This is a genomic window from Microbacterium sp. Leaf436 (assembly GCF_001424715.1).
In the GTDB taxonomy this organism is placed as follows: Bacteria; Actinomycetota; Actinomycetes; order Actinomycetales; family Microbacteriaceae; genus Microbacterium.
The window spans coordinates 553,688-573,306 of record NZ_LMRB01000003.1 but is presented as its reverse complement, the minus strand read 5'-3'; the positions used below and the strand labels follow the sequence as shown (position 1 = coordinate 573,306).

The 19,619-nt window shown below is 70.2% G+C and carries 18 protein-coding genes and 1 tRNA gene; 1 reads left to right on the top strand and 18 read right to left on the bottom strand.

Going from position 1 to position 19,619, the window contains the following annotated elements; translation table 11 throughout:
- Positions 1-31: 31 nt before the first annotated feature.
- Positions 32-463: a hotdog fold thioesterase gene (locus ASG45_RS11630; protein ID WP_055837944.1), complete on the top strand. Its 432-nt coding sequence runs from the start codon at positions 32-34 to the stop codon at positions 461-463.
- A 121-nt stretch (positions 464-584) separates the two neighbouring features.
- Here the strand turns inward: ASG45_RS11630 and ASG45_RS11625 are convergent, their stop codons facing one another.
- From ASG45_RS11625 to fmt, 18 genes are all read right to left on the bottom strand, one after another.
- On the bottom strand, positions 585-1,205 hold the full coding sequence (locus ASG45_RS11625) for an ANTAR domain-containing response regulator (RefSeq protein ID WP_055837463.1): 621 nt from the start codon (positions 1,203-1,205) through the stop codon (positions 585-587).
- A 73-nt stretch (positions 1,206-1,278) separates the two neighbouring features.
- Positions 1,279-1,359 (bottom strand) — tRNA-Leu (locus tag ASG45_RS11620).
- A 77-nt stretch (positions 1,360-1,436) separates the two neighbouring features.
- Positions 1,437-2,882, bottom strand: a complete 1,446-nt coding sequence (gene pyk, locus ASG45_RS11615) for a pyruvate kinase (protein WP_055837460.1) — start codon at positions 2,880-2,882, stop codon at positions 1,437-1,439.
- A 54-nt stretch (positions 2,883-2,936) separates the two neighbouring features.
- Positions 2,937-4,403 (bottom strand): glutamate synthase subunit beta, encoded by a 1,467-nt coding sequence (locus ASG45_RS11610; protein WP_055837457.1) that lies wholly within the window; start codon positions 4,401-4,403, stop codon positions 2,937-2,939.
- The gene (gltB, locus tag ASG45_RS11605) at positions 4,396-8,973 is read right to left on the bottom strand and encodes a glutamate synthase large subunit (RefSeq protein ID WP_055837454.1); all 4,578 of its coding nucleotides are present in this window, start codon (positions 8,971-8,973) and stop codon (positions 4,396-4,398) included. Before gltB ends, ASG45_RS11610 begins: the two co-directional genes overlap by 8 nt.
- A gap of 52 nt (positions 8,974-9,025) precedes the next feature.
- Positions 9,026-10,030, bottom strand: coding sequence for a prolipoprotein diacylglyceryl transferase (gene lgt / locus ASG45_RS11600; RefSeq protein WP_055837450.1), 1,005 nt, complete (start codon positions 10,028-10,030; stop codon positions 9,026-9,028).
- 10 nt (positions 10,031-10,040) lie between these two features.
- Positions 10,041-10,832 (bottom strand): tryptophan synthase subunit alpha, encoded by a 792-nt coding sequence (trpA, locus tag ASG45_RS11595; RefSeq protein WP_055837447.1) that lies wholly within the window; start codon positions 10,830-10,832, stop codon positions 10,041-10,043.
- Positions 10,829-12,172 carry a tryptophan synthase subunit beta gene (trpB, locus tag ASG45_RS11590; protein WP_055837444.1) on the bottom strand — a complete coding sequence of 448 codons (1,344 nt, stop codon included), beginning with the start codon at positions 12,170-12,172 and terminating at the stop codon, positions 10,829-10,831. The genes trpA and trpB overlap by 4 nt, the downstream gene beginning before the upstream one ends.
- Complete coding sequence (trpC, locus tag ASG45_RS11585; protein ID WP_055837441.1) at positions 12,169-12,945, bottom strand: indole-3-glycerol phosphate synthase TrpC; 777 nt, start codon at positions 12,943-12,945, stop codon at positions 12,169-12,171. Before trpC ends, trpB begins: the two co-directional genes overlap by 4 nt.
- Positions 12,946-12,947: 2 nt before the next feature.
- Entirely contained in the window at positions 12,948-13,178 is a 231-nt protein-coding gene (locus tag ASG45_RS11580) for a DUF6704 family protein (RefSeq protein WP_055837438.1), read from the bottom strand.
- 129 nt (positions 13,179-13,307) lie between these two features.
- Positions 13,308-13,895 carry a Trp biosynthesis-associated membrane protein gene (locus ASG45_RS11575; RefSeq protein WP_055837435.1) on the bottom strand — a complete coding sequence of 196 codons (588 nt, stop codon included), beginning with the start codon at positions 13,893-13,895 and terminating at the stop codon, positions 13,308-13,310.
- On the bottom strand, positions 13,895-14,233 hold the full coding sequence (hisI, locus tag ASG45_RS11570) for a phosphoribosyl-AMP cyclohydrolase (RefSeq protein ID WP_055837432.1): 339 nt from the start codon (positions 14,231-14,233) through the stop codon (positions 13,895-13,897). Before hisI ends, ASG45_RS11575 begins: the two co-directional genes overlap by 1 nt.
- On the bottom strand, positions 14,230-14,994 hold the full coding sequence (hisF, locus tag ASG45_RS11565; protein WP_055837428.1) for an imidazole glycerol phosphate synthase subunit HisF: 765 nt from the start codon (positions 14,992-14,994) through the stop codon (positions 14,230-14,232). The genes hisI and hisF overlap by 4 nt, the downstream gene beginning before the upstream one ends.
- A complete protein-coding gene (hisG, locus tag ASG45_RS11560) occupies positions 14,994-15,836 on the bottom strand; it encodes an ATP phosphoribosyltransferase (RefSeq protein ID WP_055837425.1) in 843 nt (280 codons plus the stop codon). The genes hisF and hisG overlap by 1 nt, the downstream gene beginning before the upstream one ends.
- Before the next feature lie 46 nt (positions 15,837-15,882).
- On the bottom strand, positions 15,883-16,146 hold the full coding sequence (locus tag ASG45_RS11555; RefSeq protein WP_055837422.1) for a phosphoribosyl-ATP diphosphatase: 264 nt from the start codon (positions 16,144-16,146) through the stop codon (positions 15,883-15,885).
- A 373-nt stretch (positions 16,147-16,519) separates the two neighbouring features.
- Positions 16,520-17,191, bottom strand: a complete 672-nt coding sequence (gene rpe / locus ASG45_RS11550; protein ID WP_082509713.1) for a ribulose-phosphate 3-epimerase — start codon at positions 17,189-17,191, stop codon at positions 16,520-16,522.
- Between the two features lie 122 nt (positions 17,192-17,313).
- Positions 17,314-18,684, bottom strand: coding sequence for an RsmB/NOP family class I SAM-dependent RNA methyltransferase (locus tag ASG45_RS11545; protein ID WP_055837419.1), 1,371 nt, complete (start codon positions 18,682-18,684; stop codon positions 17,314-17,316).
- Positions 18,681-19,598 (bottom strand): methionyl-tRNA formyltransferase, encoded by a 918-nt coding sequence (gene fmt / locus ASG45_RS11540; protein ID WP_055837416.1) that lies wholly within the window; start codon positions 19,596-19,598, stop codon positions 18,681-18,683. The genes ASG45_RS11545 and fmt overlap by 4 nt, the downstream gene beginning before the upstream one ends.
- Positions 19,599-19,619: the final 21 nt, after the last annotated feature.

The window sequence follows — 19,619 nt, the reverse complement described above, 5'->3', positions numbered from 1 at the left end:
CTCCCCCGGTCCCGGCCCGACGAAGGCGATGATGACGTCCACACCCTCCGACTCCGTGTCCGGCCTCGACTGGGCGAAGCTGCGCGGAATGGGCGCCCTCGCCGAGAAGATGGGCCTCGAGTGGGTCGAGTTCACCGTCGACCGGTGCGTGGCCACCATGCCCGTCGAGGGCAACACCCAGCCGGTCGGCCTGCTGCACGGGGGCGCCTACGTCGTGCTCGGCGAGTCGCTGGGATCGATGGCCGCCAACCTGCACGCGGGTCCGGGGCGTCTGGCCGTCGGCATCGACATCAACGCCACGCACACGCGCTCCGCCACCTCGGGCCATGTCACCGGCGTCTGCACACCGATCCACCTGGGCCGTTCGCTGACGGTGCACGAGATCGCGATCTCCGACGAGCAGGGCCGCCGTTGCTCGACGGTGCGCATCACGAACATGATCAAGGACGCCCCCGCGCGCTGATCGTGGTCGCGCGCGCGGCCCTTGCCGTCGCGCTGACAGGCTCTGCTCCTGCGCCGACCCCCTCCCCCGGGAACGAAAAATGGATGCCACCGAAGTGGCATCCATTTCGCGAGAGGTCTCGTCAGCCCTTCTTGGGGGCCAGCTGCTCGATGATCGCCTTCGCGACGTCCTGCATGGTCAGGCGGCGGTCCATCGACGCCTTCTGGATCCAGCGGAAGGCCTCGGGCTCGCTGAGGCCCATCTTCTCGTTGAGCAGGCCCTTGGCCCGGTCGACGAGCTTGCGGGTCTCGAAGCGCTCGACCATGTCGGCGACCTCGGCTTCGAGCGTGATGATCTGCTCGTAACGGGCGAGGGCGATCTCGATCGCGGGAAGCAGGTCGTTCGGCGTGAAGGGCTTCACCACGTACGCCAGGGCGCCGGCCTCGCTGGCACGCTCGACGAGCTCCTTCTGGCTGAAGGCGGTGAGCAGCACCACGGGGGCGATGTGGTTCTTGCTGAGCTTCTCGGCGGCGCTGATGCCGTCGAGCTGCGGCATCTTGACATCCATGATCACGAGATCGGGACGCAGCTCGGTGGCGAGCTGCACGGCGGTCTCGCCGTCGCCCGCTTCGCCCACGACGTCATAGCCGTTGTCGCGCAGGATCTCGACGATGTCGAGGCGGATGAGCGACTCGTCTTCGGCCACGACGACGCGTCGAGGTGCGTTCGGAGCGCTGGCCGGAGCGGCTTCTTGATCAGTCACGGAACCATCCTAAGTCTGGGAGGGGACAATCCCCCGGATCACAGCCCCCGATCGCACGGGATGCTGTCGCGGGTACCGGTGGTGGGACTCGAACCCACACGTCTTTCGACAGAGCATTTTGAGTGCCCCGCGTCTGCCATTCCGCCACACCGGCAGGTGTTGCGTTCCCAATCTACCGGGCGGGAACGAAGGCGACGCGCGCCGGAACGAACCGGCGCGCGTCGTCGGGACTCAGACGTCCTGGTAACCGGGAGCCGCACCGTGCACGGCGTCGCCGACGCGGTGCACGCGCAGGTCGTTGGTCGAGCCCGCGATTCCGGGAGGGGAACCCGAGATGACCACGACCTTGTCGCCGACCTTGGCCAGGTCGTTCGACAGCAGGTAGTCGTCGACCTGCAGGAACATCTTGTCGGTGTGCGACACGTGCTCAACCAGGGTGGAGCGCACGCCCCACGTCAGCGCCAGGCGGCGGCGGATGCCGGGCTCGGGCGTGAACGCGATCATGGGGATGGTCGCACGCAGGCGCGACATGCGACGTGCCGAGTCGCCGGACTCGGTGAAGACGCAGAGGTACTTGGCCTCGACGAAGTCGGCGACCTCGACGGCGGCGAGGGTGATCGCGCCGCCCTGGGTGCGCGGCTTGTTGGTCAGCGGCGCGATGCGATCGAGACCGTGCTCCTCGGTGGACTCCACGATGCGCGCCATGGTCTCGACGACCACGACCGGGTAGTCGCCGACGCTGGTCTCGCCCGAGAGCATGACAGCGTCCGCACCGTCGAGGACGGCGTTGGCGACGTCGCTGGTCTCGGCGCGGGTGGGCACCGGGCTGGTGATCATCGATTCGAGCATCTGCGTCGCGACGATGACGGGCTTCGCCATGCGGCGGGCCAGCTCGACGGCACGCTTCTGCACGATCGGCACGGCCTCGAGCGGCAACTCGACGCCCAGGTCGCCACGGGCGACCATGATGCCGTCGAACGCGTCGATGATCTCTTCGAGATTGTCGACCGCCTGCGGTTTCTCGATCTTGGCGATGACGGGGACGTAGCGTCCCTCTTCGGCCATGATCTCGTGCACGCGGGTGATGTCGCTGGCGTCGCGGACGAACGACAGCGCGATCAGATCGGCGCCGGCGTTGAGGCCCCAGCGCAGATCGGCTTCGTCCTTCTCGCTCAGCGCGGGCACGTTGACGGCCACGCCGGGCAGGTTGATGCCCTTGTTGTTCGAGACCGGACCGCCGACGATGACCTTGGTGGTCACGACGGTGCCGTCGGTCTCGACGACCTCGACGCGGACCTTGCCGTCGTCGATCAGCAGGAAGTCGCCGGGGCGGACGTCCTGCGGAAGGCCCTTGAACGTGGTGCCGACGATCTCTTTGGTGCCGAGGATGTCTTCGATGGTGATCTTGAAGATGTCACCGGGCAGCAGGTCGTGGGGGCCGTTCTCGAACTTGCCGAGGCGGATCTTCGGACCCTGGAGGTCGACGAGGGCGGCGACCGGGCGACCGGCGTCTTCTGCCGCCTTGCGCACGTTGGCGAAGTTGGCATCGTGCACGGAGTAATCTCCGTGGCTCAGGTTGAGGCGGGCGACATCCACACCGGCGTCGATGATGGCGCGAACCATCTCATACGACGACGTGGCGGGCCCGAGTGTTGCGACGATCTTGGCGCGTCTCATCCGGTTTCAAGCTCCGTGAAATTTTCGGGAAGTGGCCGATCGGCCCTTGCCAGCTTAGGTGGGCAGAAGGCCGATGGCGACATCGGTCGGGCGCACCGGTGCGGGCAGCACCGTCTCGCCCATGAGGAACGTGTCGACCTCGGCGGCGGCCGCACGGCCCTCGGCGATGGCCCACACGATGAGGGACTGGCCGCGACCCGCGTCGCCGGCGACGAACACGCCCGGCGTCGAGGTCGCGTACGTGGCATCGCGTTCGACGTTGCCGCGATCGGTGAACCGCGTGCCCAGCTGGTCGCTGAGGTGCGCGCTCTCGGGGCCGGTGAAGCCCATGGCGATCAGCACGAGGTCGGCGGGGATCTCGCGCTCGGTGCCGCTCTTGGGCACACGGCGGCCGTCGAGGTACTCGGTCTCGGCGACCCGCAGGGCCCGGACCTCCCCCGCGGCGTTGCCGAGGAACTCGACGGTCGACGCGAGGAAGGAGCGCTCCCCGCCCTCTTCGTGGGCCGAGGCCATCTCGAAGAGGTTCGGCATCATCGGCCACGGCTGGTTCTCGGGGCGCTCCGACGGCGGCTGCTTGCCGATGGCGAGGTTCGTCACGCTCAGCGCGCCCTGACGGTGCGCGGTGCCGATGCAGTCGGCGCCCGTGTCGCCACCGCCGATGACGACGACGTGCTTGCCCTCGGCCGAGATCTGCTGCGGCACCTGGTCGCCGGCGACGGCCTTGTTGCCCTCGATGAGGTACTCCATGGCGTAGTGCACCCCGTCGAGGTCGCGGCCAGGGATCGCCAGGTCGCGCGGCAGGGTCGAACCGGTGGCCACCACGACGGCGTCGTAGCGCGCCCGCAGGTCGCTCCACGAGATGTCTTTGCCGATCTCGACGCCCGCGCGGAAACGCGTGCCCTCGGCCTGCATCTGCCGCAGTCGCAGCTCGAGGTGGCGCTTCTCCATCTTGAAATCGGGGATGCCGTAGCGCATGAGGCCGCCGATGCGGTCGTCGCGCTCGAACACGGCGACCGTGTGACCCGCACGCGTCAGCTGCTGTGCCGCGGCGAGGCCGGCGGGACCGGAGCCCACGACGGCGACGGTCTTGCCGGTGAGGCGCTCGGGCGGCTCAGGCTCGACCCAGCCGTTCGAGAAGGCCTCGTCGATGATCGAGACCTCGACCTGCTTGATCGTCACGGCGGGCTGGTTGATGCCCAGCACGCACGAGCTCTCGCAGGGCGCCGGGCAGAGCCGACCGGTGAACTCGGGGAAGTTGTTCGTCGCGTGCAGGCGCTCGATGGCGGCACGGCCCTCGCCCCGCCACGTGAGGTCGTTCCACTCGGGGATCAGGTTGCCGAGCGGGCAGCCCTTGTGGCAGAACGGGATGCCGCAGTCCATGCAGCGCCCGGCCTGGCGTTTGATGACGGCCGAATCCCCCGGCTCGTACACCTCTTTCCAGTCCATGATGCGCACCGGCACCGGTCGACGCTTGGGGAGCTCGCGCTCCGTCGTCTTGAGAAAGCCCTTCGGGTCAGCCACCCGTCACCTCCAGAATGCGCTTCCAGACGACGTCGCCGTCGGGGTCGAGCCCCTCGGCGACAGCCTCCTGGCGGGTCTGCAGCACGGCGGCGTAGTCGCGTGGCAGCACCCGGACGAAATTGTCCACCTCGGTCTCGAAGTCGTCGAGCAGACGACGAGCGAGGGTGGAATCGGTCTCTGCGACGTGCTTCTCGAGCAGGTCGCGCAGGATCTCGGCATCCCCGGATCCGAGGGCGCCCAGAACGAGCTCGCCGGATGCCAGGGCCTCGCGGTTCACGAGGTCGCTGTCGAGTCGGTAGACGTAGGCCTGGCCGCCCGACATGCCGGCGCCGAGGTTGCGGCCCGTGGCGCCGAGGATGACCGCGAGCCCACCGGTCATGTACTCGAGCGCGTGGTCGCCCACGCCCTCGACGACCGCCGTCGCGCCGGAGTTGCGCACGAGGAACCGCTCGCCGACGACGCCGTTGAGGAACATCTGCCCCTGCGTGGCGCCGTAGCCGATGACGTTTCCGGCGATGACGTTCTCGGAGGCCGCGAACGACGAGCCGCGCGGCGGCCGCACGACGATCGTCCCGCCCGACAGGCCCTTGCCGACGTAGTCGTTGGAGTCGCCCTCGAGGCGCAGCGTGATGCCGGCGGGCATGAACGCACCGAACGACTGTCCGGCCGAGCCGGTCAGACGCACATCGATCGAGTTCTCGGGCAGACCGTGCTCGCCGCGCGCCTTGGTGACGTGGTGGCCGAGCATGGTCCCGACCGCGCGGGCCGTGTTGCGGATGGGCAGGTCGATCGTGAGCTGACCGCCGTGCGCGATCACGTCCTGCGCGCGCTCGATGAGCTGCACGTCGAAGTGCTCCTCGAGCTCGTGGTTCTGGTTGCGCGCGTGTCGACGCGGTTCGTCGTCGGCGAAGCGGGGTCCCTCGAGGATCGGCGCGAGGTTGAGCCCGCGCGCCTTCCAGTGCTGGATCGCCTCGTTCACGTCGAGCAGGTCGGTGCGCCCGACGATCTCGTCGATCGAGCGGTAGCCGAGGGCGGCGAGGTACTCCCGCACCTCCTGGGCGACGAACTCCATGAAGGTGACGATGTACTCGGCCTTGCCGGTGAAGCGCGAGCGTAGTACGGGGTTCTGCGTCGCGACACCCACGGGGCACGTGTCGAGGTGGCACACGCGCATCATGATGCAGCCCGAGACGACGAGGGGGGCGGTCGCGAAACCGAACTCCTCGGCGCCCAGCAGCGCGCCGATCACGACGTCGCGGCCGGTCTTCATCTGCCCGTCGACCTGCACGACCACGCGGTCGCGCATGCCGTTGAGCATGAGCGTCTGCTGCGTCTCGGCCAGGCCGAGCTCCCAGGGCGTACCCGCGTGCTTGAGCGAGTTCATGGGGCTCGCACCCGTGCCGCCGTCCTGGCCCGAGACCAGGATGACGTCGCTGAGCGCCTTGGCGACGCCGGCGGCGACCGCACCGATGCCCGACTGGCTCACGAGCTTGGTGTGGATGCGGGCCGAGGGGTTGGCGCGCTTGAGGTCGAAGATCAGCTGCTTGAGGTCTTCGATCGAGTAGATGTCGTGGTGCGGCGGGGGCGAGATGAGGCCCACGCCCGCGGTCGCGTGGCGCGTCCGCGCCACCCACGGGTACACCTTGGTCGGAGGCAGCTGACCGCCCTCGCCGGGTTTCGCGCCCTGGGCGAGTTTGATCTGGATGTCCTCGGCCTGGGTGAGGTACAGGCTCGTCACACCGAACCGACCGGATGCCACCTGCTTGATGGCGCTGCGACGCTCGGGGTCGAGCAGGCGGTCGACGTCTTCTCCGCCCTCGCCGGTGTTCGACTTGCCGCCGATCCGGTTCATGGCGACCGCGAGGACCTCGTGCGCCTCTTTCGAGATCGAGCCGTAGCTCATCGCGCCGGTCGAGAAGCGCTTCACGATGGCCGAGACCGGTTCGACCTCGTCGATCGGCACGGGCGGACGCACGTCGGTGCGCAACGCGAACAGGCCGCGGAGCGTCTTGAGCTCGTGCGCCTGGTCGTCGATGAGATGCGTGTACTCGCGGAAGATGTCGTAGCGGCGCTCGCGCGTGGCGTGCTGCAGGCGGAACACCGTGTCGGGGTTGAACAGGTGCGGGGCACCGTCGCGACGCCACTGGTACTCGCCGCCGGTCCACAGACGCTCGTGCGCGCGGGCCGCGGCGTCTTGGGGGTAGGCGTACTCGTGGCGCGAGGCGTTCTCGGCGGCGATGACGTCGAGTCCGACACCACCGAGCTTGGACTCGGTGCCGGTGAAGTACGCATCGACGAAGTCGCGCGACAGGCCCACGGCCTCGAAGACCTGGGCGCCGGCGTACGACGACACCGTCGAGATGCCCATCTTCGACATGATCTTCAGCACACCCTTGCCGAGCGCGTAGATCAGGTTCTTGACGGCCTTCTGCGGCGTGACGCCCGTGATGAAGCCCGCCCGCACGAGGTACTCGACGGTCTCCATCGCCAGGTAGGGGTTCACCGCCGACGCGCCGTACCCGATGAGGGTCGCCACGTGGTGCACCTCGCGCACGTCGCCGGCCTCGACGACCAGCCCGACCTTCATGCGCGTCTCTTTGCGGATGAGGTGGTGGTGCACGGCGGCCAGCATGAGCAGCGACGGGATCGGAGCGAGGTCCTTGTTCGAGTCGCGGTCGCTGAGCACGATGAACTCGGCACCGTCTTCGATCGCCTGGTCGACCTCGCTGCACATCTGCGTCAGACGCTTCTGCAGGCCCTTGTGACCGGCCTCGACGCGGTACAGACCGCGGATCGTCACCGACGACCGTCCGCGCAGGGCGGTGTCGATGTGCTGGATCTTGGCGAGCTCGTCGTTGTCGATCACGGGGAAGTCGAGCGTGACCGTGCGGGTGTGGTCGGGTCCCCAGTCGAGCAGGTTGCGCTCCGGACCGAGACCCAGCGACAGCGAGGTGACGACTTCTTCGCGGATCGAGTCGAGCGGCGGGTTGGTGACCTGCGCGAACTGCTGCGAGAAGTAGTCGAACAGCATGCGCGGACGGTCGCTCAGCACGGCGACGGGCGCGTCGCTGCCCATGGCGCCGAGGGGCTCGGCGCCACCCTGACCCATGGGGGTGAGAAGGATGCGCACCTCTTCTTCGGTGTAGCCGAAGGTGCGCTGGCGGCGGGTGATCGAGGCGATCGGGTGCACGATGTGCTCGCGCTCGGGCAGCTCGCTGAGCTTGACACGGCCCTTGTCGACCCACTCGCCCCACGGCTGCAGGCTCGCGAGCTCGGCCTTGATCTCTTCGTCTTCGACGATGCGGCGCTGGGCCGTGTCGACGAGGAACATGCGACCGGGCTGCAGCCGGCCTCGACGCTTGATGCGCTCGGGCGCGAAATCGAGCACGCCGGTCTCGGAACCGATCACGACGAGGCCGTCGGTGGTCTCGGTCCAGCGACCCGGGCGAAGGCCGTTGCGGTCGAGCGTGGCGCCGACGACCGTGCCGTCGGTGAAGATGAGGGCGGCGGGGCCGTCCCAGGGCTCCATCTGCATGGAGTGGTAGTCGTAGAAGGCGCGCAGGTCGGGGTCGATCGTGGCCTGCTTCTCGTACGCCTCGGGGACCATCATCATGATCGCGTGCGGGAGGCTGCGCCCGGTGAGCGTGAGCAACTCGAGCACCTCGTCGAACGAGGCCGAGTCGCTGGCACCCTCGGTGCAGATCGGCAGCAGCGGACGCACGTCGCCGATGAGCTCGGACTCGAGCTGCGACTGGCGCGCGCGCATCCAGTTGCGGTTGCCCTTGACCGTGTTGATCTCGCCGTTGTGCGCGAGCATGCGCAGCGGCTGCGCGAGCGGCCACGACGGGAACGTGTTGGTGGAGTACCGCGAGTGCACGACGGCGAGCTCCGAGACGAAGCGCTCGTCCGACAGGTCGGGGTAGAACGGCTCGAGCTGCAGGGTCGTGACCATGCCCTTGTAGCCCAGCGTCCGGCTCGACAGCGACACGAAGTACGCGTCGATCTCGTGGCGTGCGCGCTTGCGCAGGCGGTACACGCGCCGGTCGAGCTCGATCCCCGAGAGGGCGGGCTGATCGCCGACGGCCGGGCGCGCGATGAACAGCTGCTCGAAGGCGGGTCGGGCCTCGTAGGCGAGCTTGCCGAGGTTCTCGTGCTCGACGGGCACCTCGCGCCAGCCGAGGACCTCGAGGTTCTCGTGGCGGGCGATCTCTTCGATCCCCGCCTTCATCGCCGTGCGCTCCTCGTGGCCGAGCGGCAGGAAGACCATGCCGGCGGCGTACTCCCCCACCGGCGGCAGGTCGAAGTCGACGACAGCGCGCAGGAAGGCGTCGGGCATCTGGGTGAGGATGCCGGCGCCGTCGCCCGTGCCCGCGTCGGAGCCGATCGCCCCGCGGTGCTCGAGGTTGCGCAGCGCCGTCAGCGCCAGATCGATGATGTCGTGGCCGGCCACGCCGCGGAGAGTGGCGACCATGGCGAGGCCACAGGCGTCTTTCTCGAACGACGGGTCGTACATTCCCTGGCGGACCGGGAACGTTCCTCCGACGGTGTCGGAACGCAGGCTGGAAGCCATATCAACCGTCCTCACGTTGATGCTTCGAATGGGACGACGTCGGCCCGGAGAATTAGTTCGTGGCGGGGCTGCTTGTGGCGCTGGTGCCGACGGTGTCGCTCGTCGCGGGCGGCTCGCTCACGTCGACGAAGTCAGAGGGGTCGCCTGAGTCTACAGCCCCGGGAGCCTTGCTCTCGCGACCGGGGACGTAGGGCGACGGCTCCAGACCGAGGTGACGACGCGACTGCACGGCGAAGATCACGATGCCCAGGACGACGCCGAAGATGGCCGCCCAGACGTTCGTGCGCAGGCCCAGGAAGATCTCGCTGGGGTCGATTCGGATGGATTCCCAGACGATGCGGCCCGCGGAGTACCAGACGAGGTAGATCGCGAACTGCTTGCCCCACTGCAGGGTGAAGCGCTTTCCCGCCCACAGGATGACGGCGGCGCCGAGCAGGTTCCAGATGACTTCGTAGAGGAAGGTCGGCTGGAAAAGCGTGCCGGTTGGCAGTCCGACGGGGATGGCCGGGTTGCCCGCGGCGATTTCGAGGCCCCAGGGAAGGTCGGTGGGCTGACCGAAGAGCTCCTGGTTGAACCAGTTGCCGAAGCGGCCCATGGCCTGGGCGATGATGAGCCCGGGAGCAAGTGCGTCGGCGAAGGTCCAGAACCGGATGCCGGTCCACTTGCAGCCGAGGAACGCGCCGATGGCGCCACCGATCAGTGCGCCGTAGATGGCGATGCCGCCCTCCCAGATGGCCCACACGGAGCCCGGCTCGGTGATGTTCCACGGGTTGGAGCCCGGGCCGAAGTAGAAGCCCGGGTGCGTGACGACGTGGTAGATGCGCGCGACCACGATCGCGAGCGGGACCGCCAGCAGGCAGATGTCGATGACGACCCACTTCTCGGCGCCACGACGCGTCAGGCGCGCGTTCGTGAGGAAGATCGCGACGATGATTCCCGCGACGATGCACAGGGCATAGAAACGGATGGGAATTGGACCGATATTGAACGACGAGATGGTCGGGCTCGGGATGCTGGCGAGCACGCCGGAGGCGGCGCTCGAGAGGGCGAACGTCATGCTGACGAGTCTAAGCGCGCTGCACGGCACCCGCGGACAGCTCGCGAGCAAGGGTGGACAACCCTTCGACGCCGCCGTCGCGGAGCGCCTTGACCAGGGCCGTGCCCACGATCGCGCCATCGGCGTACTCGACCACGCCCGCCACCTGGGCGGCGTTGGAGATGCCGATGCCGACGCACGCGTGCGTGGCGCCGAACGCGCGGAGCCGCGCGACCAGGTCACGGGCCGCGGCGTCGAGCTGGGTGCGCTCGCCCGTGATCCCCATGGTCGAGACGGTGTAGACGAAGCCCGTGGAGGCCTCGACGATCATTCTCAGGCGGTCGTCGGACGACGTCGGGGCGGCGAGGAACACCCGGTCGAGGCCGGTGCGCTCGCTCGCGGCGATCCACTCGGCCGCGGCATCCGGGGTGATGTCGGGGGTGATGAGCCCCGCTCCCCCGGCGGCGACGAGGTCGTCGGCGTAGCGGTCGACGCCGTACTGCTCGACGAGGTTCCAGTACGTCATGACGAGCACCGGCACGTCGGTGCGGGCGGTGACCTCGCGGATGATCGTGAACAGGTCGCGCATGCGGAACCCGTTCGCCAGCGCCGTCTGGGTGGCCTCCTGGATGACGAGGCCGTCCATGACGGGGTCGCTGTAGGGCGGGCCGAGCTCGATGACGTCGGCGCCGGCTTCGGCCAGCGCCACAGCGGCCTCGATGCTCGTGGCGACGTCGGGGAAGCCCGCGGGCAGGTAGCCGACGAAGGCGCCCCGGCCCTCGGCGTGGGCGGCCTCGATGGCCGCGGCGACGCGAGAGGTCACAGCTCCACTCCCGCACCGCTCGCGGCATCCGGAGCCGGCGTCACCTCGACGGGCGAACCCGGGGCCGCGGCCACCGTCTCTGCGGCGTGCGTCTGCGCGCCACCCTCGGGGCCCTCGGTCGCGTGCTCGGCGTCGTACAGGTCGAAGTAGCGCGCGGCGGTGTCCATGTCTTTGTCGCCGCGCCCCGAGAGGTTGATCGCGATGATGGCGTCGGGGCCCAGCTCGCGCCCCACGCGCAGCGCCCCGGCGAGGGCGTGCGCCGACTCGATGGCGGGGATGATGCCCTCGGTGCGCGACAGCAGACGCAGGGCCTGCATGGCCTCGTCGTCGGTGGCGGGGATGTACTGCGCCCGACCGATGTCGGCGAGCCACGCGTGCTCGGGGCCGACGCCCGGGTAGTCGAGACCCGCCGAGATCGAGTGCGACTCGGTGGTCTGCCCGTCTTCGTCCTGCAGCACGTAGGTGCGCGCGCCGTGCAGCACGCCGGGGCGGCCCCGGCCGATGGATGCCGCGTGCTTGGGCGTGTCGACGCCGTCACCGGCGGCTTCGACGCCGTAGAGCGCGACGCCCTCGTCGTCGAGGAACGCGTCGAACATGCCGATCGCGTTGGAACCGCCGCCGACGCAGGCGAAGACGGCGTCGGGGAGGCGGCCGAGGCGCTCGAGGAACTCCGCTCGCGTCTCTTCACCGATGATCTTCTGGAAGTCGCGCACCATTGCGGGGAACGGGTGCGGGCCCGCGGCGGTGCCGAAGATGTAGTTGGTCGTCTCGACCGAGGCCACCCAGTCGCGGTACGCCTCGTTGATGGCGTCCTTCAGCGTGCGCGAGCCGGTCGTGACGGGCACGACCTCGGCGCCGAGCAGTCGCATGCGGGCGACGTTCAGGGCCTGACGCTCGGTGTCGACCTCGCCCATGTACACGACGCACTCGAGGCCGAACAGGGCCGCGGCGGTCGCGGTGGCGACGCCGTGCTGGCCGGCGCCGGTCTCGGCGATCACGCGCGTCTTACCCAGGCGCTTGGTGAGCAGAGCCTGGCCGAGCACGTTGTTGATCTTGTGCGAGCCGGTGTGGTTGAGGTCTTCGCGCTTGAGGAAGATCCGCGCGCCGCCGGCGTGCTCGGCGAAGCGCGGCACCTCGGTGAGGACCGAGGGGCGGCCCGCGTAATCGTGCAGCAGCGCGGTCAGCTCGGTGTGGAAGGCCGGGTCGGCCATCGCCGACTCGTAGACCGCGGTGAGCTCGTCGATCGCGGCGATGAGCGATTCGGGCATGTAGCGGCCGCCGAAGTCGCCGAAGAACGGCCCCTTCTGATCGCGCAGCTTCTGATCGCGCACGGTGGTCATGAGGTCTCCTGGAGGAACGCGCGGAGCGTGGCGACGGGGTCGCCGGTGACGAGGGCCTCGCCCACGAGCACGACGTCCGCACCCGCGGCGCGGTAGTGAGCCACATCGGCGGGGGTGAGCACGGCCGATTCGGCGATCTTGGTCGCGTCGGCCGCGAAGCGATCGGCGAGCGAGCCGAACAGGTCGCGGTCGAGCTCGAAGGTCGAGAGGTTGCGGGCGTTGACGCCGATGAGCCTGGCTCCGATGTCGGCGGCGCGCTCCAGCTCGTCGGCCGAGTGCGTCTCGACGAGGGCGGTCATCCCGAGCTCGTTCGTGAGCGTGTACAGCTCGCCCAGGGTCTTCTGGTCGAGCGCGGCGACGATCAGCAGCACCAGGTCGGCGCCTGATGCGCGGGCCTCGAGCACCTGGTACGGCGTGGCGATGAAGTCTTTGCGCAGGACCGGCACGTCGACCGCCGCGCGGACGGCTTCGAGGTCGGCGAGGCTTCCCTTGAACTTGCGGCCCTCGGTGAGCACGGAGATCGCCGAGGCGCCACCCTGCTCGTACAGTCGGGCCTGGAGCGCGGGGTCGGGGATGTCGGCGAGATCGCCGCGCGAGGGACTCGCGCGCTTGACCTCGGCGATGATCTTCACCCGGTCGGCGGGGGCCAGCAGCGCCAGTGCGTCACGCGCCGGTGACTGCGCGAGCGCGTCGTGCTCGACCGACGACAGAGAGCGCGTGCTTTCGCGCTTCTGCGCGTCTTCGACTGCCCCGGCCGTGAGATCGGCCAGCACGGTCAGTGCGCCTTCGGGTTGGACTTCGCGCCGTTCGCGCCGTAGCCGGCCTTGGACATGGCCCAGCCCACGATGGCGCCGACGACGAGCAGACCCACCGAGGCCCACACGAGCACGGGCAAGTCGAGCCAGAAGAACAGCGTGCCGAACGCGAAGGCGGCGAGCATGATGATCACGGCCGTCCAGGCGGCGGGCGAGTGTCCGTGGCCGGGATCGCCGATGGGGTTGCTCATGGGGCTCCTTACAGTCGCGCGCGGGCGCGGGGGAAAGCGTGGACCAAGTCTATCGAAGCGCGAGCGTCTCTCCGGTCCCGACGTCTCGATGTCGCGAGGTCGGTCTCGACCCGGCCGCCGCGCGACGGATCAGGCCGTGGGGTCGTCGCCGCGCGACAGATCGTCCCACGAGTCGATCGCGTCGTGGGGGCGGCCGCTGTCGGCGCCCGCCTCGGTGGCGGTGCGGTACTTACGGCTCGCGCCCGACGTCCAGCCGCGCGCGGTGACGAGGGTGAACACGGCGGCCGCGGCCAGCACGACCTGTGCGAGCAGCGTCACCGCGGGCCACGGGGTGAGCGACAGGTTCGACACGAGCGCGGCCACGGCATCCGTTCCCGAGATGCCGGTGGCGTCGGTGACCGTGGCGGCGGTGGCCGAGACGGGCGTGGCCGCGAGCATCTGAACGGTGCCGAACCCGACGAGCGCGGCGATCGCGAGACCCAGGGCACCGAAGACGTAGCGCAGGACGGGGCCGACGATCGAGAGAGCCGCTCCCAGCGCGAGGGCGGCGAGGCTCAGCGGGGTGAGCACCGGGAGCGCCTCGGCGCCGGGCACCGCGAGCGCCTGCTGCGCGCCGTCGTCGAGGGTGACATCGATCCACGTCTGCGTCGAGGAGATGACGCCGATGGCTCCCGCCAGCAGCATCGCGAGCACCGACATCGATCGGGCGCGACGCATCACCGTTCCCCCACGACCGGCTGCAGGTCGTCGGCGTCGAAGCAGGTGTGGTCGCCCGTGTGGCACGCGGCGCCGATCTGGTCGACCTCGATGAGCAGGGTGTCGCCGTCGCAGTCGAGGCGCGCCCCCTTCACGAGCTGGATGTGGCCCGACGTGTCGCCCTTGCGCCAATACTCCTGACGCGAGCGAGACCAGAAGGTCACCCGGCCGGTGGTCAGCGTACGGCTGAGGGCCTCGGCATCCATCCACCCGACCATCAGCACCTCGCGCGAGTCGAACTGCTGGATGACGGCGGCGACGAGACCGTCGGCGTCGTACTTCACGCGGTCGACGCTCACCGGCGCACCTCGATCCCCTCGGACGCCATCGCGTCTTTGACCTGACCCACGGTCAGCTGACCGGAGTGGAAGACGGATGCCGCGAGCACGGCGTCTGCACCGGCCTGCACCGCCGGGGCGAAGTGCTCCAGTGCTCCCGCGCCACCCGAGGCGATGACGGGCACGGCCGCCACCTGACGCATCAGACGGACGAGTTCGAGGTCGAAGCCCTGCTTCGTGCCGTCGGCGTCGATCGAGTTGACCAACAGCTCGCCGGCTCCGCGTTCGACGGCCTCGCGTGCCCACTTGAGGGCGTCGAGGGTGGTCTCGGTGCGGCCTCCGTGGGTGGTCACCACGAAACCCGAGGGGGTGGATGCCGCCCGCTTGACGTCGAGCGAGAGCACGATCACCTGAGCGCCGAAGCGATCGGCGATCTCGTCGATGAGGGCGGGGCGCGCGATCGCGGCGGAGTTCACACCGATCTTGTCGGCGCCGACCGACAGCAGCCGGGCGACATCGTCGGCCGAGCGCACTCCCCCGCCGACGGTGAGGGGGATGAAAACCTGCTCGGCGGTGCGGCGGACGACGTCGTAGGTCGTCGAGCGCTCGTCGACGGTGGCGGTCACGTCGAGGAACGTGACCTCGTCGGCGCCCTGGTCGAAGTAGAGCTTCGCGAGCTCGACCGGGTCGCCCATGTCGCGCAGGTCGAGGAAGTTGACGCCCTTCACGACGCGGCCGCCCGCGACGTCGAGGCACGGGATGACGCGACGCGCGAGGGTCATCAGAGCCTCGCGGCGAGGATCTCGGTGACGAGGATCGCGCGGGCGCCGATCGCGTACAGCGCGTCCATGACCTGGTTCACGTCGCGGCGCGGGCTCATCACCCGCACGGCCACCCACTCGGGGTCGCGCAACGGCGAGATCGTCGGCGACTCCAGGCCCGGGGCCACGGCGACGGCCTGCTCGACGAGCGCCGCCGGCAGGTCGTAGTCGATCAGCACGTACTTGCGGGCCGCGAGCACGCCGCGCAGGCGCCGCAGCAGCGTCTCGGTGCCAGGGGCCTCTTCGGGACCGGCGATCAGCACGGCGTCGGACTGCAGCAGCACGGGCCCGAAGATCTCGAGCCCCGCCTGACGGAGTGTCGTGCCGGTGGAGACGACGTCGGCCACGGCATCCGCCACTCCGAGCTGCACGGCGGACTCGACCGCGCCGTCGAGCGGAACGATGTCGACGGCGATGCCGCGCTCGTCGAGGAACGCATCGACGAGGCCCGGGTAGGCGGTGGCGACGCGGAGCCCCTCGAGGTCGGCGATCTCGGTGAAACGTCCGGGGCGACCGGCGAAACGGAACGTGGAACCGGCGAAGCCGAGCGACTCGACCTCGCGGGCGCCGGGCATGCGCGCATCCAGCAGCAGGTCGCGGCCGGTGATGCCGACGTCGAGCGCACCGGAGCCGACGTAGGTCGCGATGTCACGGGGGCGGAGGTAGAAGAACTCGACCTCGTTGACGGGGTCGACGGTGTAGAGGTCTTTGGAATCGCGTCGTCCGGTGTACCCGGCCTCCGAGAGCATCTCGGCGGCGGTTTCGGCGAGCGACCCCTTGTTCGGCACGGCGATTCGCAGCATGACGGGGGCTTTCGTGTGGGGCGAGCTGTGGGAGGAGGAGCGGGGCTCAGAGATGTCGGTAGACGTCTTCGAGCGACAAGCCCTTGGCCAGCATGAGCGTCTGGAGGTGGTAGAGGAGCTGCGAGATCTCTTCGGCGGCGGCGGCGTCGGACTCGTACTCGGCGGCCATCCATACCTCGGCGGCCTCTTCGACGATCTTCTTGCCGATGGCGTGCACGCCCGCGTCGAGCTGAGCGACGGTGCCGGACCCCTCGGGTCGCTCGACGGCCTTGGCGCTGAGTTCCGCGAACAGGTCGTCGAAGGTCTTCACGGTTCCAGGGTATCGGGTCGGCGGGGGTGGGGATGCCCGCGGGGGTGCGGTCGGCGGTCGGGGGCGGCGCGGTCGGGTGGGTGGCGCGCGGCGGCGGCAGGTGCGGTGGGGTGGGCGGCGGGCGGCGGCGGTGCCGGCTGCGGGTGCGGCGGGGTGGGTGGCGCCCGCGGCGGGCGGGGCGACGCGCCGCGGAAAGGCCGTCAGCGCTCACGCGGCCCCGGTGACGGCATCCGGGTGCCCCCATCACCTCGCATAAACGCTGATCCTGCGCGCAAACGGTACGGCAGCGCGTTTATGCGCAGGAAGAGCGTTTATGCGTGAGGGCGACACGCGATAGGCCGAGACGCGGCGCCGGGCGTGGCGCGGGCGCGGCTCAGTGGTGGTGGCGGGCGGCGGAGGCGCGGAGGGACTGGATCGCGCGGTCGGGGTCGTCGGCGCCGAAGACGGCGGATCCGGCGACGAAGGTGTCGGCCCCGGCCTCGGCGGCCTGGGCGATCGTCGATTCGCCGATGCCGCCGTCGACCTGCAGCCAGACGGCCGAGCCGCGGCGCTTCGCCTCGTCGGCGAGCGAGCGGAGCTTGGGCATCGTCTCGGGCATGAACGACTGCCCCCCGAAACCCGGTTCGACGGTCATCACGAGGATCTGGTCGAACTCGTTCAGCACGTCGAACAGGTTCTCGACGGGGGTGCCGGGCTTCACCGCCACTCCGGCGCGCGCGCCCATCGCGCGCAACTGCCGGGCCAGAGCCACGGGTGACGCCGCGGCCTCGAGGTGGAAGGTGACCGACGCTGCACCCAGCTCGGCGTAGGCGGGAGCCCAGCGGTCGGGGTCGTCGATCATGAGGTGCACGTCGAGGGGCACCGGGCTCGTCTGCTGGATGCGGCCCACCATCTGCGGCCCGAACGTGAGGTTCGGCACGAAGTGGTTGTCCATCACGTCGACGTGCACGAAGTCGGCGCCCGCGATGCGTGCGAGCTCGGCCTCCATGTTCACGAAGTCGGCGGCGAGGATGCTCGGGTTGATGCGCGGGGCGTCGGTAGGCACTCGACCATTATGGGCGCGTCGGTCGGCGGACCCCGGTGCAGGGATGCGTGAGGTGCCACGATTTGTCGCCGCAGGCGGCGTGGGAGCGACGAATCGTGGCGACTCACGCGGTGGTGAGCGTCTCAGCGCTTGCGCAGGAGGGCGATCGACATGGCATCCGTGCCGTGGCGGTGGGGCCACAGCTGGGCGCGGAGCGAACCGTCGGCCTGGTCGGGCAGATCGATGGGCTCATCGACGATGTCGCGCACGACGGCGCGGGCATCGAGCTCCTCCACCGCATCGCCCAGGGCGCGCTTGACCTCGGCCACGACGCCCGCGGTCTCGGCGAGGTGCGGCGAGCACGTGACGTAGGCGACGACTCCCCCGGGCTTCAGCGCCTCGAAGGCCGCGAGCACGAGGTCCTGCTGCAGAGCGGTGAGGTCGGGAACGTCGCTCGGAGTCTTGCGCCACCGCGCCTCGGGTCGGCGTCGCAACGCCCCGATCCCCGTGCACGGGGCATCGACCAGGATGCGGTCGTACTCCCCCGGCGTGCGGGTCGCGCGTTCGCGACCGTCTTCTTCGCTCACCTCGATGTCGAGGGGGACGGATGCCACGGCCTGGCGCACGAGCCCCGCGCGCGCCGGGGCGATCTCGTTGGCGTCGAGGTGCGCACCGTGGGCGAGGGCCTCGGCACCGAGCAGGGCGGTCTTGCCGCCGGGACCCGCACACAGGTCGAGCCAGCGCTCTCCCTCGCGCACGGGGAACGCGCGGCTGAGGGCGAGGGCCGCGAGCTGGGATCCCTCGTCTTGCACACGGATGCGGCCACCGGAAGAACGGATGAGCGCCTCGGGGTCTCCGCCGCGCGTGAGGAACGCCGTGGGGGCGTACGGCGTGTGGGTGGCGTCGTCGGGAACCTCGGCGAGGCCGGGGAGGGCGACCATCGCGACCCGCGGGGCGACGTTGTCGGCCGCGAGCAGTGCGTCGAGCTCGTCGGCTCGGCCCTCGGCGGTCAGGGCGCGGCGGAGCGCCCGCACGATCCACACCGGGTGTGAGGTCGTCAGCCCGAGGCGCTCGTCGTCGCTGCGGGCGCCGGCGGCGATGCGGTCCATCCATTGACCGGGGGTGTCGCGCGAGACTCGACGCAGCACCGCGTTCGCGAAGCCCGCGGCGCCCTTGCCACCGCCGTGGCGACGCGCCAGCTCGACGGACTCGTTGACCGCGGCGTGCGAGGCCACGCGGGTCGACAGCAACTGGTGCACGCCGAGCCGCAGGGCGTCGAGCACCGCCGGGTCGATGCGGTCGATCGTCCGGTCGGCAGCGGCGGCGATGATCGCGTCGTACGTGCCACGACGGCGCAGGGTGCCGTACGTGAGCTCGGTGGCCAGACCGGCGTCTTTCGCGTCGAGTTTCGCCCGCACGATCGCGTGCGGGAGCAGCAGGTTGGCGTAGGCCTCGTCACCCGAGACCGCACGCAGGACGTCGTACGCGACCGAGCGCGCTCCCTGCACGATCATGCGCCCAGCACCGGATCGCTCGTGCGCAGACCACGGAACCAGTCCCCCGCGTCCATGGCGCCCTTACCGGCGGGTTGCACGCTCTCGAGGCGCAGGGGCGTCGTGCCGGTGCCGACGATGACGTCTCTTCCGGATGCCGCGACCCTCCCGGGCGGCAGCGGCGGCGCGTCGGAGGGGGTCGCCCGCAGCACCTTGAACCGGGCGCCGTCGAGCGTGGTGTGGGCGCCGGGCTCGGGCGTGACCCCGGCGATCTGGTGCAGGAGGGCCTCGGCGTCGCGGGTGAGATCGAGCGCACCGTCGGCGAGCACGAGTTTGGGCGCGACGGTCGCTTCGCCCGCCTGCGGGGTGGCGACGGCCGTTCCGGCGGCGATGTCGTCGACCACGCGGGCCAGCAGGGGCGAGCCGAGCTCGGCGAGGGCGTCGAGCACCTCGGACGACGTCGCACCGGAGGGAACGGCATAGCGCTCCTCGGCGAACACGTCGCCCGCGTCGAGAGCGGCGACCAGCTGGAAGACGCTGGCCCCGGTCACCGCATCGCCCGCGATGAGCGCCCGCTGCACGGGGGCGGCGCCGCGCCAGCGCGGCAGCAGGGAGAAGTGCAGGTTGATCCACCCGTGCGCGGGCGTCGACAGCAGCGGTTCGCGCACGAGTCCGCCATAGGCGACGATCACGCCGAGCTGCGGCTCGAGCGCGGCGATCCGGGCGGTGACGTCGGCGTCGAGGCGGTCGGCCTTGATCACCGGCAGACCCAGCTCGTCGGCGGCCTGCGCCACCGGCGAGGGCGTGAGCACGCGCTTGCGGCCCCGGGGTGCATCACTGCGCGTGACGACGGCGGCGATCTCGTGCGGACCGGATGCCAGGGCGCGGAGCGAGGGGACGGCGACGGCGGGGGTGCCGGCGAAGACGAGGCGCATGGTTCTCCTCAGACGGTTCGA